The following is a 12,619-nucleotide window of genomic DNA, read 5'->3' as shown; positions in this document are numbered from 1 at the left end:
AACCAAAGGAATCCGTCAAAATATGACGGGGTTGTGCATCATGCACTGGCTTTTAACACACTGTTGAGTTCTCAAGAAACGGACGCGTACATCCGACTGCAGATTCACGTGCAGTGAATATCAGCCAGAAGGCGCTATCTCGTCCTTCTCAATCTTATCAGTTCATCCGACTCCGTGTCAAATCTTGCGACTTGAGCGGGAAGTGGTGCGAACTTCCAAGATTGTCTGCCCCGATCTGGGGCAACCCTCGTAACTTACCGTGTCATCAGGCCCGTGTCGAATCAACCGGTTTTCCGGTGATGTCGGCGCGCCTGAAGACGGACCCATGCGACAGCACGCCGAGGCGGCTTCGCCGAGTTGGCTCGTTACTTCAAGGGGTTTGCCCTGGAGGCCCGTCCGCCTGACCGGCGTCCGGCTCACTCCCCGGGGCGAAGTGAAAGATTAGGTGGCGATCCGCGACTCGTCAAATCGCCCCGCCCGGGCAGGTGAGAAGTGGCCGCCACGGGGGTAAGGGCGGCGTCACCGGGCGAGGGCGCCGGCCAGCTCGCGTACCTGCTCAGCCGATACGAACACCTCGGCCTTCATGCCCGCGGCCCGCGCCGCCACCACGTTCTCCTCGCGGTCGTCGATGAACAGCACCTCCCCCGGCGCCACCCCCATCCGCTCCGCGCAGATCTCGTACGCCCGCGGATCCGGCTTCGCCACCCCCACCCGGCACGAGAACGTCAGCGACTCGAAGCGATCGAGCCACCCGCTGTGCCGGGACTCCCAGACGGGCACCAGCTCCGCGATGATGTTGGACAGCAGCCCCAGGCGGTGCCCCCGGTCAGCGAGTTCGTGGATCAGCTCGACCATCGCGGGATCGACGTGGCACCAGCTGTCGAGGTCGGCGGCGATGAGCGCGGGGATGTCCGCGAAGCGCACGCCCAGCCGGTCGGCGACGGCGGTCCAGTAGGCGGTGCCGTCCTGTCCGGCGTCGTACGGAGGCCGGCAGGCCCAGTACGCCTCCCAGAACGGCTCCCCCGCCACCCCGGCGAGCTCCTCGATCCGTAGCCTCGCCGCGTCCCCCTGCGTACGAGCGATCACCCCGTACAGGTCGAAAACGATCACATTCGCCATGTCTCCGACCATAACCGGACGTATCCTGGCTCGGGTGAACTCCGTCGCCACTCTCACACCTCCAGCACCTCCAGCCACACGCGGGCGCACGTTCACCGCATGGTGGATGGGGTTGTTCGGCGGGATCGCCGCCTTCTCCGGCACCGGCGCCAGCACCCTGAACGGCGACGAGCTGGCCACCATGAGCGCCGCCTCGCGCTCGCTCGCCGGCATGGTCGAGCTGGCCCGCCACATCGACGGGCATTTCCTGCCCTACTACCTCTTCATGCACTTCTGGATGAAGGTGGGCACGGCGGAGCTGTGGCTGCGGTTGCCGTCGGCGGTGGCGATCGGTGTGGCGGCGTGGCTGCTGGTCGATCTGGGGCGGCGGCTGCACAGCACGCGCGCGGGCGTGGTGGCGGCGGGGGTGTTCGCGATCCTGCCGTCGGTGTCCTACTACGGGGCCTTCGCCAGGTCGTACGCGTTCGCGGCGGCCGCGGTGGTGTTCGCGTTCTGGGCGTTGCACCGGGCGCTGGAGCGGCCGGGCGGGCGCAGGTGGGTGGCGTACGGGGTGGCGGTGGCCCTCGTGTGCTGCACGCACCTGTTCGCGGTGCTCGTCCTGCCCGCCCACGCGCTGCTGGTGCGGCGGGAGGTGCTGGGCAGGATGGCGGCCGCGCTCGCCGTGGGGTGCGTGCCCGCGGCGGTGCTGGGGCTGATCGGGTACGGGGAGCGGCACGCCATCAGCTGGATCCCGCAGCGCGGGCCCGAGGTGTTGCTGACGTTCCCGAAGATGGCGGCGGAGGCGGAGGGGCTGGGCGTCGCGCTGTTCGCGATCGCTGTGGCCGGCGCCGTGCTGCTGTGGCGGGCGAACGGCGTGCGCGCCTGGGCCGCGGCGCTCGCGGGGTGGCTGGTGCTGCCGCCGGTGCTGCTGCTGATGGTCTCCTGGCTCGTCACTCCCGTGTACGTGGACCGCTACCTCTTCGTCACCGCACCCGCGCTGGCGCTGCTGGCCGGGCTGGCGGTGGCGAGCCTGCCACGACTCCAGGTGGTGGCCGGCGTGGCGGTCGTGGTGCTGGGCTGCCTGGTCGCGCTGCCCGAGCACGTGGACGTACGCGAGGAGAACGGGCGGATGGAGAACATCCCCTGGGCGCTGCGGGTGATCAAGGCGGAGCCGGACGACGCCATCGTCTACGGGCAGAGCCAGCTGCGTGCCGGCTTCGACTACTACGCCGACTCGCTCATGCCGGTGGACGTCCTGCGCTCGGGGGACGCGCCGGACCCCGAGGGGTTCGGCTACGCGGAGCAGCCCGACGTCGCGGCGGCGCTGGCCGGGCGCGAGCGGGTGTGGGTGGTGTGGCGCGGGACGAAGGACTCCGGGCTCGAGGAGGACGGGCTGCCTCGGGTCGAGGAGGTCCGGCAGGCCGGGTACGAGCTGGAGACGGCCAAGCACTCGGCCGACCTGCCCGGCTTGACGGTCGCCCTGTTCACCCGCACCGACCGGCCCACGCGCCCCACCCGGGCCACTCGCAGAACCGCCACGAAGACCCCGGCGGAGGGGACGGAACAGCGCAGGCAAGGCCGGGAGCCAGGCGGGCGCTCCCGATGAAGCGCCCGCCCCGGAGACGTAGAGGTCAGCCGACCTCGACGCCGCCGATCGACTTCTTGCCGCGCCGCAGCACCATGTAGCGCCCGGCGAGCAGGTCCTCGGCGCCCGGCACGTACGCCTCGTCGGTGATCTTGCGGTTGTTGAGGTAGGCGCCGCCCTCCTTGACCGCCCGGCGGGCCGCCGACTTGGTCTCGACGAGGCCGCTGTCGGTGAGCAGGTCGACGAAGGGCACCCCGAGCGCCGGGATGTCGGCCTTGGGCACCTCGGCCAGCGCGGCGCCGAGCGTGGCGGCCGGCAGCTCCTCCAGTGAGCCCTGACCGAACAGCGCCTTGGAGGCGGCGACCACGGCGTCGAGCTCCTCCTTGCCGTGCAGCAGCTCGGTGAGGTCCTCGGCGAGCGCGCGCTGGGCCTCGCGGGCGAAGGGCCGCTCGGCGACGGCCTTCTCCAGCGCGTCGATCTCCTCGCGGCCGCGGAACGTGAACACCTTGAGGTAGTGGATCACGTCGCGGTCGTCGGAGTTGAGGAAGTACTGGTAGAAGGCGTACGGCGAGGTCATCTCGGGGTCGAGCCAGAGCGCGCCGCCGGCGGTCTTGCCGAACTTGGTGCCGTCGGCCTTGGTGATGAGCGGCAGCGTCAGCACGTGCACGTGGCCGCCCTCGACGCGGCGGATCAGGTCGGCGCCCGCGGTGATGTTGCCCCACTGGTCGCTGCCGCCGATCTGCAGCGTGCAGTCGTAGCGGCGGTAGAGCTCGAGGAAGTCGTTGGACTGCAGGATCTGGTAGCTGAACTCGGTGTAGCTGAGGCCCTCGCCGGCCAGCCGCGCCGAGACGGACTCTCTGGCGAGCATGCGGTTGACCGGGAAGTGCTTGCCGATGTCGCGCAGGAAGCCGATGGCGCTCAGCTCGCCGGTCCAGTCGAGGTTGCTGACCATGAGGGCGGGGTTGGACGGGGCGTCGAAGTCGAGGAAGCGCCCGACCTGGCCGCGCAGCCGCTCGACCCAACCTTCGACGACCTCGGCGGCGTTGAGCGAGCGCTCGGTGTTGCGGCCGCTGGGGTCGCCGATGAGCCCGGTGGCGCCGCCGACCAGGCCGATCGGGCGGTGGCCCGCCTGCTGGAAGCGGCGCAGCGTCAGCAGCGGCACGAAGTGACCGACATGCAGGGACGGCGCGGTCGGGTCGAAACCGCAATAGAGCGTGATCGGTCCCTTGGCCATGGACGCGCGCAGCGCGTCGAGGTCGGTGGACTGGGCGATCAGGCCTCGCCACGCGAGGTCGTCAAGGAAGTCGGTCACGGTGATCTGGCTTTCCTGTCGGATGTCGGTGCCTTTAGCCTGCCCGATCGGTGCGGATGCGCGCCACTTGGATACGCTGGGTGCCCATGTGGAGGGTCCGTCGCGAGCTGGCCGTTTTCAAGATCTTAGGGGCTCTGGTGTGTGCCGGGCTCGGCGTTCACTGGTGGGCGGGGGACGATTTCCGCGGCGTGATCCTGGCGGTTCCCGCGGCGGTTCTGCTGGGCGCGATGGGGCTGCGTGACGTGCTGGCACCGGTGCGGCTGGCGGCCGACGAGAGCGGCATCACGGTGGTGCACGGGTTCGCGGGGCGGCGGCACGTGCCGTGGGAGTCGATCTGGGACATCAAGGTGGACGTGCGCAGGCGGTGGGGGCTGCGCAGCGAGATGCTGGAGATCGACACCGGCGACTACCTGCACATCTTCAGCCCTCACGACTTGGGTGCCTCGCCGACGGAGGTGGCCGCGGCGTTGCGGCGCCGTGGCACGTGAGCGCGGTAGGGGGAGACGGTCGGGTCGCCGTCGATCCAGAACCGCCATGGGGTCTCCTTGGCGGTCGAGACGCCGGTGCGGGGGCCTGACCTGATCGTCGCGGGGTCGGCGGGCCGGCCGGCGAGCACGGTGGCCGACTGACGGGGGCGGCCCGCGGGCGAGCCGTCGAGCACGGCGTCGAGGCCGTTGTGCTCGCGCAGCAGGCCGAGGGCGACGGCCAGCCTGGCGGGACCGCGGGCCAGGTCGCGATCGGGCACCGGCCGGCCGGACGAGCGCCGGGCGCGGGCCTCGGCCACCCCTTCGACCACCTCGCCCGCGCGCAGCAGCACCGCCGAGCCGGAGCCCTCGGGCAGGCACACGAGGTTGGCGCAGAAGTGCATGCCGTAGGTGAAGTAGACGTAGATGTGGCCGGGCGGGCCGAACATGACGGCGTTGCGCGGGGTCTTGCCGCGGTAGGTGTGGGCGGCCGGATCCTCACCGGGGCCGCCGTACGCCTCGACCTCGGTCAGGCGTACGGCGACCGATCCGTGCACGAGCACGCGCCCGAGCAGGTCGGGCGCGACCTCGTGGGACGGCCGGTCGAAGAAGCTCCGCGGCAGCGGTGCGGAGCTCAGCTGCCCGCTGCCCATGCCGCCTGAGCGTCGACCGCCTCGCGGAGGGCGATGAGCTGGTCGCGTACGCGGTCGGGCGCGGTGCCGCCGTGGGCCTTGCGGGCCGCGAGGGCGCCGGGCACGCTGAGCACGTCGCGCACGTCGGGGGTCAGGTGGGGCGAGACCTTGCCGAGCTCGTCGTCGGTCAACTCGCCGAGGTCCTTGTCGTTGACCTGGCACCAGACGACAAGATGGCCGACGGCCTCGTGCGCCTCGCGGAACGGCACCCCGCGCCGCACCAGCAGCTCGGCCAGGTCGGTGGCGAGGGCGTAGCCGTCGGGGGCGGAGGCCTCCATGCGGGCGGTGTTGACGCGCATGGTGGCGACCAGGCCGGCCATGGCGGGCAGCACCAGCAGCAGGGTGTCGACGGCGTCGAAGACCGGCTCCTTGTCCTCCTGCAGGTCGCGGTTGTAGGTCAGCGGCAGGCCCTTGAGCGTGGTGAGCAGCGACATCAGGTTGCCGATGAGGCGGCCCGACTTGCCGCGGGCCAGCTCGGCCACGTCGGGGTTCTTCTTCTGCGGCATGATCGACGAGCCGGTGGAGTAGGCGTCGTCCATCTCGATCCAGCGGAACTCCTGCGAGGCCCACAGGACGATCTCCTCGCCCAGCCGCGACAGGTGCACGCCGATCATGGCGGCGTCGAAGAGGAACTCGGCGGCGAAGTCGCGGTCGGCGACGGCGTCCATCGAGTTGGGCGCGGCGGCGGAGAAGCCCAGCTCCTCGGCCACGGCCTGCGGGTCGAGCGGCAGCGACGAGCCGGCCAGGGCGCCGGAGCCGAGCGGGGAGATCGCGGCGCGCTTGTCCCAGTCGGTGAGCCGGTCGATGTCGCGGGCGAAGGCGTGCACGTGGGCCAGCAGCTGGTGGCCGAACGAGACGGGCTGCGCGTGCTGCAGGTGGGTCATGCCGGGCGCGGCGGTCTCGGCGTGCTGCTCGGCCTGCGCCATGAGCGCGGTCTCCAGCTCGACCAGGCGGGAGACGATCGAGCGGGCGTGGTCGCGGAGGTAGAGCCGCAGGTCGGTGGCGATCTGGTCGTTGCGCGAACGGCCGGCGCGCAGCTTGCCGCCGAGCGAGCCGAGCCGTTCGAGCAGGCCGCGTTCGAGCGCGGTGTGCACGTCCTCGTCGGCGACCGTCGGGCGGAACTCACCGTCCTTGCAGGCCTGCTCGAGGTCGTCGAGCGCGCCGATCATGCGCTCGAGCTCCTCGTGGGTCAGGAGCTGCGCCCGGTGCAGCACGCGGGCGTGCGCCCTGGACGCCGCCAGGTCGTACGGCACCAGCCGCCAGTCGAAGTGCACGCTCACCGACAGCCGGGCCAGCGCGTCGGACGGGCCGCTCTCGAAGCGTCCGCCCCACAGCCGCATCGGCTTGCCATCACTCACCGTTGTGTCCTCCATATACGTTTTCGCTGGACGCGCCCGCGCCGGTGGTCCCGGCATCGGTGGCCGGGCGTGCCCTCGCGCGCTCCCCCCGAGCTCCTGCGCGACCTTAGTGCAAGTCGGTCCAGCTTGGCGTCGGGTCGCCTCGTGGGCCGCCGCGATCCTAGCCGCGGGCGGGCGTCCGGGGGTTAGGCGCGCCGGTCGGCGACCTTGAGCAGTGCGTCGGCGACGGCCTGCCCGCCGCTGGGGTCGCGGCTGATGACCAGGATGGTGTCGTCGCCCGCCACCGTGCCGAGGATGGACTCCCAGTCGGCGTGGTCGATGGCGGAGGCGAGGAACTGCGCGGCGCCCGGCGGCGTGCGCACGATGACCAGGTTGGCCGACGCCTCGGCGCCGACCAGCAGCTCTTCGGCGATGCGGTGCAGCCGGGCGGCGGGTGTCTCGCCGGTGCCGAGGCGGGCGAGCGGGATGCGGCCGCCGCCCTCGCCGGGCAGCGCGTAGACGAGCGAGCCGTCGTCGGCGCGCAGCTTGAGCGCGCCGAGCTCGTCGAGGTCGCGGGAGAGCGTGGCCTGGGTGACCTCGACCCCGCTCTCGGACAGCAGCTTGGCCAGCTCGGGCTGGGAGCGTACGGCCTTGCGCTGCAGCAGCTCGGTGATCTTCGCCTGCCGGGCCGCCTTGGTCATCGGGATCATCGCCGGGACACCAGCCAGTGCAGCAGCGCCTTCTGGGCGTGCAGGCGGTTCTCGGCCTGGTCCCACACGACGCTGCGGGGTCCTTCGAGCACCTCTTCGGTGATCTCCAGCCCGCGGTAGGCGGGCAGGCAGTGCAGCACGATCGCGTCGGACGCGGCGTGTTCGAGCAGCTCGTCGTTCACCTGGTACGGCTTGAGCGCGGCGACGCGCTGCTCCTTGCCGTCCTGGCCCATCGAGACCCAGGTGTCGGTGGCGACGACGTGGGCGCCCTGGACCGCGGCCTCGGTGTCGGTCAGCGCGATGACCGATCCGCCGGTCTTGGCGGCGATGGCCGCGGCCTGGTCGAGGATGACGGCGTCGGGCTGGTAGCCGGCGGGCGCGGCGATGCGGACGTGCATGCCGGCCGTGGCGCCGCCGAGCAGGTAGGAGTGCGCCATGTTGTTGGCGCCGTCGCCGAGGTAGGTGAAGGTGAGGCCGGCGGTGCGGCCGAGCCGCTCGCGCACGGTCTGCAGGTCGGCGAGGATCTGGCAGGGGTGGAAGTCGTCGGTGAGCGCGTTGACGACGGGCACCCTGGAGTGCGCGGCCATCTCCTCGATGAGCTCCTGGCCGGTGGTGCGCCAGACGATGGCGGCCACCTGGCGGTCGAGCACGCGGGCGATGTCGGCGGCCGGCTCGCCGCGGCCCATGAGGACCGAGACGTTGTCGACGACCAGCGGCAGGCCGCCCAGCTCGCCGATGCCGGTGTGGAAGGAGACGCGGGTCCTGGCCGACGGCTTGTCGAACAGCACGGCGACGGTCCGCGGCCCCTCGAAGGGGCGGTAACCGAAGCGGTCCTTCTTCATCGCGGCGGCCAGGTCGAGGACCTCGGCCTGCTCGGCGGGGCTCAGGTCGTCGTCGCGCAGGAAGTGCCTGGTGCTCACTTCGCCGCCTCCGCGAGGATCGACGGGAACGCGGCGACGAACGCGTCGACCTCGTCCGCGCTCACCACGAGGGGCGGCGCGATGCGTACGGCGTCCGGCTGCAGCGCGTTGACCAGGAAGCCGGCGTCGGCGGCGGCCTGCTGCACCTGCGCCGAGCGCGGCTCGGCGAGCACGGCGGCCAGCCACAGGCCGCGGCCGCGGACGCCCTTGAGCAGCGGGTGGCTAGCGGACTCGAGGCCGGTGCGCAGCCGGGCGGCGACGGACTTGACGTGGTCGAGGTCGAGGGTGTCGAGCACGGCCAGCGCGGCGGCGCACGAGACCGGGTTGCCGCCGAACGTGGAGCCGTGGTCGCCCTTCTCGAACAGGCTGCCGATCTCGCCGAAGCCGATGCAGGCGCCGATGGGCAGCCCGCCGCCGAGGCCCTTGGCGAGGGTGACGATGTCGGGGGTGACGCCTTCGGCCTGGTGGGCGAACCAGTGGCCGGTGCGGCCGATGGCCGACTGGATCTCGTCGGCGACCAGCAGCGCGCCGGTGGAGTCGCAGATCTCGCGGGCGGCCTCGAAGTAGCCCTCGGGCGGCGGCACGACGCCGGCCTCGCCCTGGGTGGGCTCCAGGAAGACCGCGATGCAGTCGCCGGTGACGGCCTCCTTGAGTGCTGCGGCGTCGCCGTACGGGACGAAGCGCACGTCCACCGGGAACGGTCCGAATTGGTCGCGGATGGAGGGCTTGCCGGTCAGCGACAGGGCGCCGATGGTTCGGCCGTGGAAGCCGTTCTCGGCGGCCACGAAGTAGGAGCGGCCCTCGCGGCGGCCGTACTTGAGCGCCAGCTTGTAGGCGGCCTCGTTGGCCTCGGTGCCGGAGTTGGCGAAGAAGACGCGGGCGGGCGCGTTGAGCAGGTCGAGCAGCTTCTCGGCCAGGCGCACCTCGGGCTCGTGCAGGAAGAGGTTGCTGGTGTGGGCGATGGTGGCGACCTGCCGGGAGACCGCCTCGACCAGCGCCGGGTGGGCGTGGCCGAGCGAGCTGGTGGCGATGCCGGCGATGAAGTCGAGATAGGGCCTGCCGTCGGCGTCCCAGACGCGGGTGCCCTCGCCGCGGGCCAGCGCGATCGGCGGGACGCCGTAGTTGGGCATGAAGGCGTTGCCGAAGCGCTCGTGCAGGTTCATGACGGGATCACCATCGTTCCGATTCCTTCATTGGTGAAGATCTCCAGCAGCAGCGAGTGGGGCACGCGGCCGTCGAGGACGTGGGCCTGCGGCACCCCGCCCTGGACGGCCGTCAGGCACGCCTCCATCTTCGGGACCATGCCGCTGGACAGGGTGGGCATCAGGGTGGCCAGCTCGTCGGCGGTGAGCTGGTCGATGACGTCGGTGTCGTCGGGCCAGTTGGCGTAGAGGCCCTCGACGTCGGTCAGCACGATCAGCTTGTGCGCTTCGAGCGCCACGGCGAGCGCGGCGGCTGCGGTGTCGGCGTTGACGTTGTAGATCTCGCCGTCGTCGCCTCTGGCGACGCTGGAGACGACGGGGATGCGCCCGTCGTCGAGCAGCGCGCGCACGGCGCCCGGCTCGACCTTGATGATCTCGCCGACCTGGCCGATGTCGACGGGCTCGCCGTCGACGAGGGCGTGCTTGCGCACGGCGGTGAACAGATGGGCGTCCTCGCCGGACATGCCGACGGCGAACGGGCCGTGGTGGTTGACCATGCCGACGATCTCGCGGTTGACCTGGCCGGTGAGCACCATCCTGACGACCTGCATGGCCTCGGGGGTGGTGACCCGCAGCCCGGCGGTGAAGGTGGACTCGATGCCGAGCTTGTCGAGGGCGCTGCTGATCTGCGGGCCGCCGCCGTGCACCACGACCGGGCGCAGGCCGGCGTGGTGCAGGAAGACGACGTCCTCGGCGAAGCGGTGCTTGAGCGACTCGTCGGTCATGGCGTTGCCGCCGTACTTGACGACGATGGTGGCGCCGTGGAAGCGGGTGAGCCAGGGCAGTGCCTCGATGAGCGCCTGGGCCTTGCTCTGCGCGGTGGTGAGTCTCATGAGGAGTACGCCGAGTTCTCGTGGACGTAGTCGGCGGTCAGGTCGGTGGTGTGCACGGTCGCGGTGTGCGGCCCCGCCGACAGGTCGATGGTGATGGTGACGTCGCGGGGACGCATGTCCACCTTGGAGCGGTCGTCGCCGACGGCGCCGCCGCGGCAGATCCAGATGCCGTTGATGGCGACGTTGAGCCGGTCGGGCTCGAACTCGGCGTCGGTGGTGCCGACGGCGGCGAGCACGCGGCCCCAGTTGGGGTCCTCGCCGTGGATGGCGCACTTCAGCAGGTTGGAACGGGCGACCGCCCGGCCGACCTTGACGGCGTCGTCCTCGTCGGCGGCGCCGACCACCTCGATGGCGATCGCCTTGGACGCGCCCTCGGCGTCCACGAGCAGCTGCCTGGCGAGGTCGGCGCAGACCTCGGTGACCCGCTCCTCGAACTCGGCGAGGTCGGGACGCACCTCGGCGGCGCCGCTGGCCAGCAGCAGCATGGTGTCGTTGGTGGACATGCAGCCGTCGGTGTCGAGCCGGTCGAAGGTCTTGGAGGTGGCCGCGCGCAGCACGGTGTCGAGCTCTTCCGCGCTGACCTCGGCGTCGGTGGTGATCACGCAGAGCATGGTGGCCAGGGCGGGGGCGAGCATGCCGGCGCCCTTGGCCATGCCGCCGACCATGTAGCCGCTGCCGCGCTTGAAGGAGATCTTGGAGACGGTGTCGGTGGTGCGGATGGCGTCGGCGGCGGCCAGGCCGCCGTCGCGGGAGAGCTGGCCCGCCGCGGTCTCGACGCCGGACAGCAGCGCGTCCATGGGCAGCCGCTCGCCGATGAGGCCGGTGGAGCACACGGCCACCTCGCCCGCGGAGTCGTCGAGCACCTCGGCCACCTTCTCGGCGGTGGCGTGGGTGTCCTGGAAGCCCTCGGGACCGGTGCAGGCGTTGGCGCCGCCGGAGTTGAGCACGACGGCGCGCAGCCGGCCGCCGGACAGGACCTGGCGCGACCACAGCACGGGGGCGGCCTGCACGCGGTTGGCGGTGAAGACGCCCGCGGCGGCGCGGCTCGGCCCGTCGTTGACGACGAGTGCCAGGTCACGGGAGCCGCCGGACTTGATGCCGGCGGCGACGCCGGCGGCTCTGAAGCCCAGAGGGGCGGTCACGCTCATGCCTCCTCCCCTGCCTTCGGCAGGGATGCCGGGCACCCGTGCTTGCTGCTTGCTTCGCTGCGCTCTCTCACGGAGCAACTCCTGTCGTGGGGAGGCCGAGCTCTTCCGGCAGGCCGAGGGCGAGGTTGACGCTCTGGATCGCGCCTCCGGCCGTGCCCTTGGTGAGGTTGTCGATGGCGATGACGGCGACCACGCGGCCCGCGCGCTCGTCGAGCGTCACCTGGAGTGCGGCGGTGTTGGCGCCGTAGGTCATGGAGGTGGCCGGCCAGGTGCCCTCGGGCAGCAGGCGGACGAAGGGCTCGTCCTTGAGCGCGACCTCGTACGCGGTGCGCAGCGCCTCCTTGGTGAGCCCAGGGGCGGCCGGCGCGGTGCAGGTGGCGAGGATGCCGCGGCTCATGGGGGCCAGCGTCGGCGTGAACGAGACGCGGACCTGCTGCCCGGCGACGGCCGACAGGCCCTGCTCCATCTCGGGGGTGTGGCGGTGGACGCCGCCCACGCCGTAGGCGCTGACCGAGCCCATGACCTCGCTGCCGAGCAGGTGGGGCTTGAGCGACTTGCCGGCTCCGCTGGTGCCGCTGGCGGCGACCACGACGACGTCGGGTCCGGCCAGGCCGGCGGCGTAGGCGGGGGCGAGGGCGAGCAGCACGGAGGTCGGGTAGCAGCCGGGGACCGCGATGCGGGTGGCGCCCATGAGCACCTTGCGCTGGCCGGGCAGCTCGGGCAGGCCGTAGGGCCAGGTGCCGGCGTGCTCGCCGCCGTAGAACTCCTGCCAGGCGGCGGGGTCGGCGAGACGGTGGTCGGCGCCGCAGTCGACCACCAGCGTCTCGTCGCCGAGCTGGGCGGCGACGGCGGCGGAATGGCCGTGCGGCAGGGCCAGGAAGACCACGTCGTGCGCCCCGAGCTCCTCGGCCGTGGTCTCGGAGATGACGCGGTCGGCCAGCGGGGCGAGGTGGGGGTGATGGGCGCCGAGCCTGGTGCCGGCGCTGGAGGCGGCGGTGAGCGCGCCGATCTCGAACTCGGGATGAGCGAGGAGGAGGCGGAGCAGCTCCCCTCCCGCGTAGCCACTGGCTCCCGCGATCGCTGCCCTCATTCAACTTCCTCCTGCTGCATGAATATGCATCATAGCTTATGACCTTGCTTGTGAAGATGATGCACTCTAGAGGATGAGCATGCAAGCCAGGCTGGGACTATTGACCGTATCGTGAGACTTGTCACCCCGCCTTTGGGTGCCGAAAACATGCGGGCCCGATGCAAGCCATGCACCAGTTCTTGTCCGTTTTCCGGTTGGCCACACGTAAAAAGCCCCGAGCCGTACGGC

At 71.5% G+C, this 12,619-nt stretch carries 12 protein-coding genes; 2 read left to right on the top strand and 10 right to left on the bottom strand.

Annotated features, from left to right (window positions below; translation table 11 throughout):
* Window positions 1-519 precede the first annotated feature (519 nt).
* A complete protein-coding gene (locus ABZW11_RS39490) occupies window positions 520-1,119 on the bottom strand; it encodes an HAD family phosphatase (RefSeq protein ID WP_355429285.1) in 600 nt (199 codons plus the stop codon).
* A gap of 106 nt (window positions 1,120-1,225) precedes the next feature.
* On the opposite strand from ABZW11_RS39490, the gene ABZW11_RS39485 reads away from it, so the two are divergent.
* Window positions 1,226-2,704 (top strand): glycosyltransferase family 39 protein, encoded by a 1,479-nt coding sequence (locus tag ABZW11_RS39485; protein WP_355429283.1) that lies wholly within the window; start codon window positions 1,226-1,228, stop codon window positions 2,702-2,704.
* A 25-nt stretch (window positions 2,705-2,729) separates the two neighbouring features.
* Here the strand turns inward: ABZW11_RS39485 and tyrS are convergent, their stop codons facing one another.
* Window positions 2,730-3,995 carry a tyrosine--tRNA ligase gene (tyrS, locus tag ABZW11_RS39480; protein WP_355429280.1) on the bottom strand — a complete coding sequence of 422 codons (1,266 nt, stop codon included), beginning with the start codon at window positions 3,993-3,995 and terminating at the stop codon, window positions 2,730-2,732.
* 86 nt (window positions 3,996-4,081) lie between these two features.
* Between tyrS and ABZW11_RS39475 the strand changes: the two genes are divergently transcribed.
* The gene (locus tag ABZW11_RS39475; protein ID WP_355429277.1) at window positions 4,082-4,483 is read left to right on the top strand and encodes a PH domain-containing protein; all 402 of its coding nucleotides are present in this window, start codon (window positions 4,082-4,084) and stop codon (window positions 4,481-4,483) included.
* On the opposite strand, the gene ABZW11_RS39470 is transcribed toward ABZW11_RS39475, so the two are convergent.
* The 8 genes from ABZW11_RS39470 to argC all read right to left on the bottom strand — a co-directional run bounded on the left by ABZW11_RS39470 (window position 4,423) and on the right by argC (window position 12,391).
* On the bottom strand, window positions 4,423-5,112 hold the full coding sequence (locus tag ABZW11_RS39470; protein WP_355429274.1) for a DNA-3-methyladenine glycosylase: 690 nt from the start codon (window positions 5,110-5,112) through the stop codon (window positions 4,423-4,425). The two genes, ABZW11_RS39475 and ABZW11_RS39470, sit on opposite strands and share 61 nt — an antisense overlap.
* The gene (gene argH / locus ABZW11_RS39465) at window positions 5,094-6,524 is read right to left on the bottom strand and encodes an argininosuccinate lyase (protein WP_355429272.1); all 1,431 of its coding nucleotides are present in this window, start codon (window positions 6,522-6,524) and stop codon (window positions 5,094-5,096) included. The genes ABZW11_RS39470 and argH overlap by 19 nt, the downstream gene beginning before the upstream one ends.
* A gap of 170 nt (window positions 6,525-6,694) precedes the next feature.
* The gene (locus ABZW11_RS39460; RefSeq protein ID WP_345386209.1) at window positions 6,695-7,198 is read right to left on the bottom strand and encodes an arginine repressor; all 504 of its coding nucleotides are present in this window, start codon (window positions 7,196-7,198) and stop codon (window positions 6,695-6,697) included.
* Complete coding sequence (gene argF / locus ABZW11_RS39455; RefSeq protein WP_355429268.1) at window positions 7,195-8,118, bottom strand: ornithine carbamoyltransferase; 924 nt, start codon at window positions 8,116-8,118, stop codon at window positions 7,195-7,197. The genes ABZW11_RS39460 and argF overlap by 4 nt, the downstream gene beginning before the upstream one ends.
* Window positions 8,115-9,281 (bottom strand): acetylornithine transaminase, encoded by a 1,167-nt coding sequence (locus ABZW11_RS39450; RefSeq protein ID WP_355429265.1) that lies wholly within the window; start codon window positions 9,279-9,281, stop codon window positions 8,115-8,117. Before ABZW11_RS39450 ends, argF begins: the two co-directional genes overlap by 4 nt.
* Window positions 9,278-10,153: an acetylglutamate kinase gene (gene argB, locus ABZW11_RS39445; RefSeq protein WP_355429262.1), complete on the bottom strand. Its 876-nt coding sequence runs from the start codon at window positions 10,151-10,153 to the stop codon at window positions 9,278-9,280. Before argB ends, ABZW11_RS39450 begins: the two co-directional genes overlap by 4 nt.
* A complete protein-coding gene (gene argJ, locus ABZW11_RS39440; RefSeq protein ID WP_355429259.1) occupies window positions 10,150-11,301 on the bottom strand; it encodes a bifunctional glutamate N-acetyltransferase/amino-acid acetyltransferase ArgJ in 1,152 nt (383 codons plus the stop codon). Before argJ ends, argB begins: the two co-directional genes overlap by 4 nt.
* 67 nt (window positions 11,302-11,368) lie before the next feature.
* Window positions 11,369-12,391, bottom strand: coding sequence for an N-acetyl-gamma-glutamyl-phosphate reductase (argC, locus tag ABZW11_RS39435; protein ID WP_355429256.1), 1,023 nt, complete (start codon window positions 12,389-12,391; stop codon window positions 11,369-11,371).
* Between the last annotated feature and the right edge of the window lie 228 nt (window positions 12,392-12,619).

This window comes from Nonomuraea sp. NPDC004580 (assembly GCF_040609855.1).
GTDB lineage: Bacteria > Actinomycetota > Actinomycetes > Streptosporangiales > Streptosporangiaceae > Nonomuraea > Nonomuraea salmonea.
The sequence above is the reverse complement of the archived record's forward strand: the minus strand, read 5'-3'. Positions and strand labels throughout refer to the sequence as shown.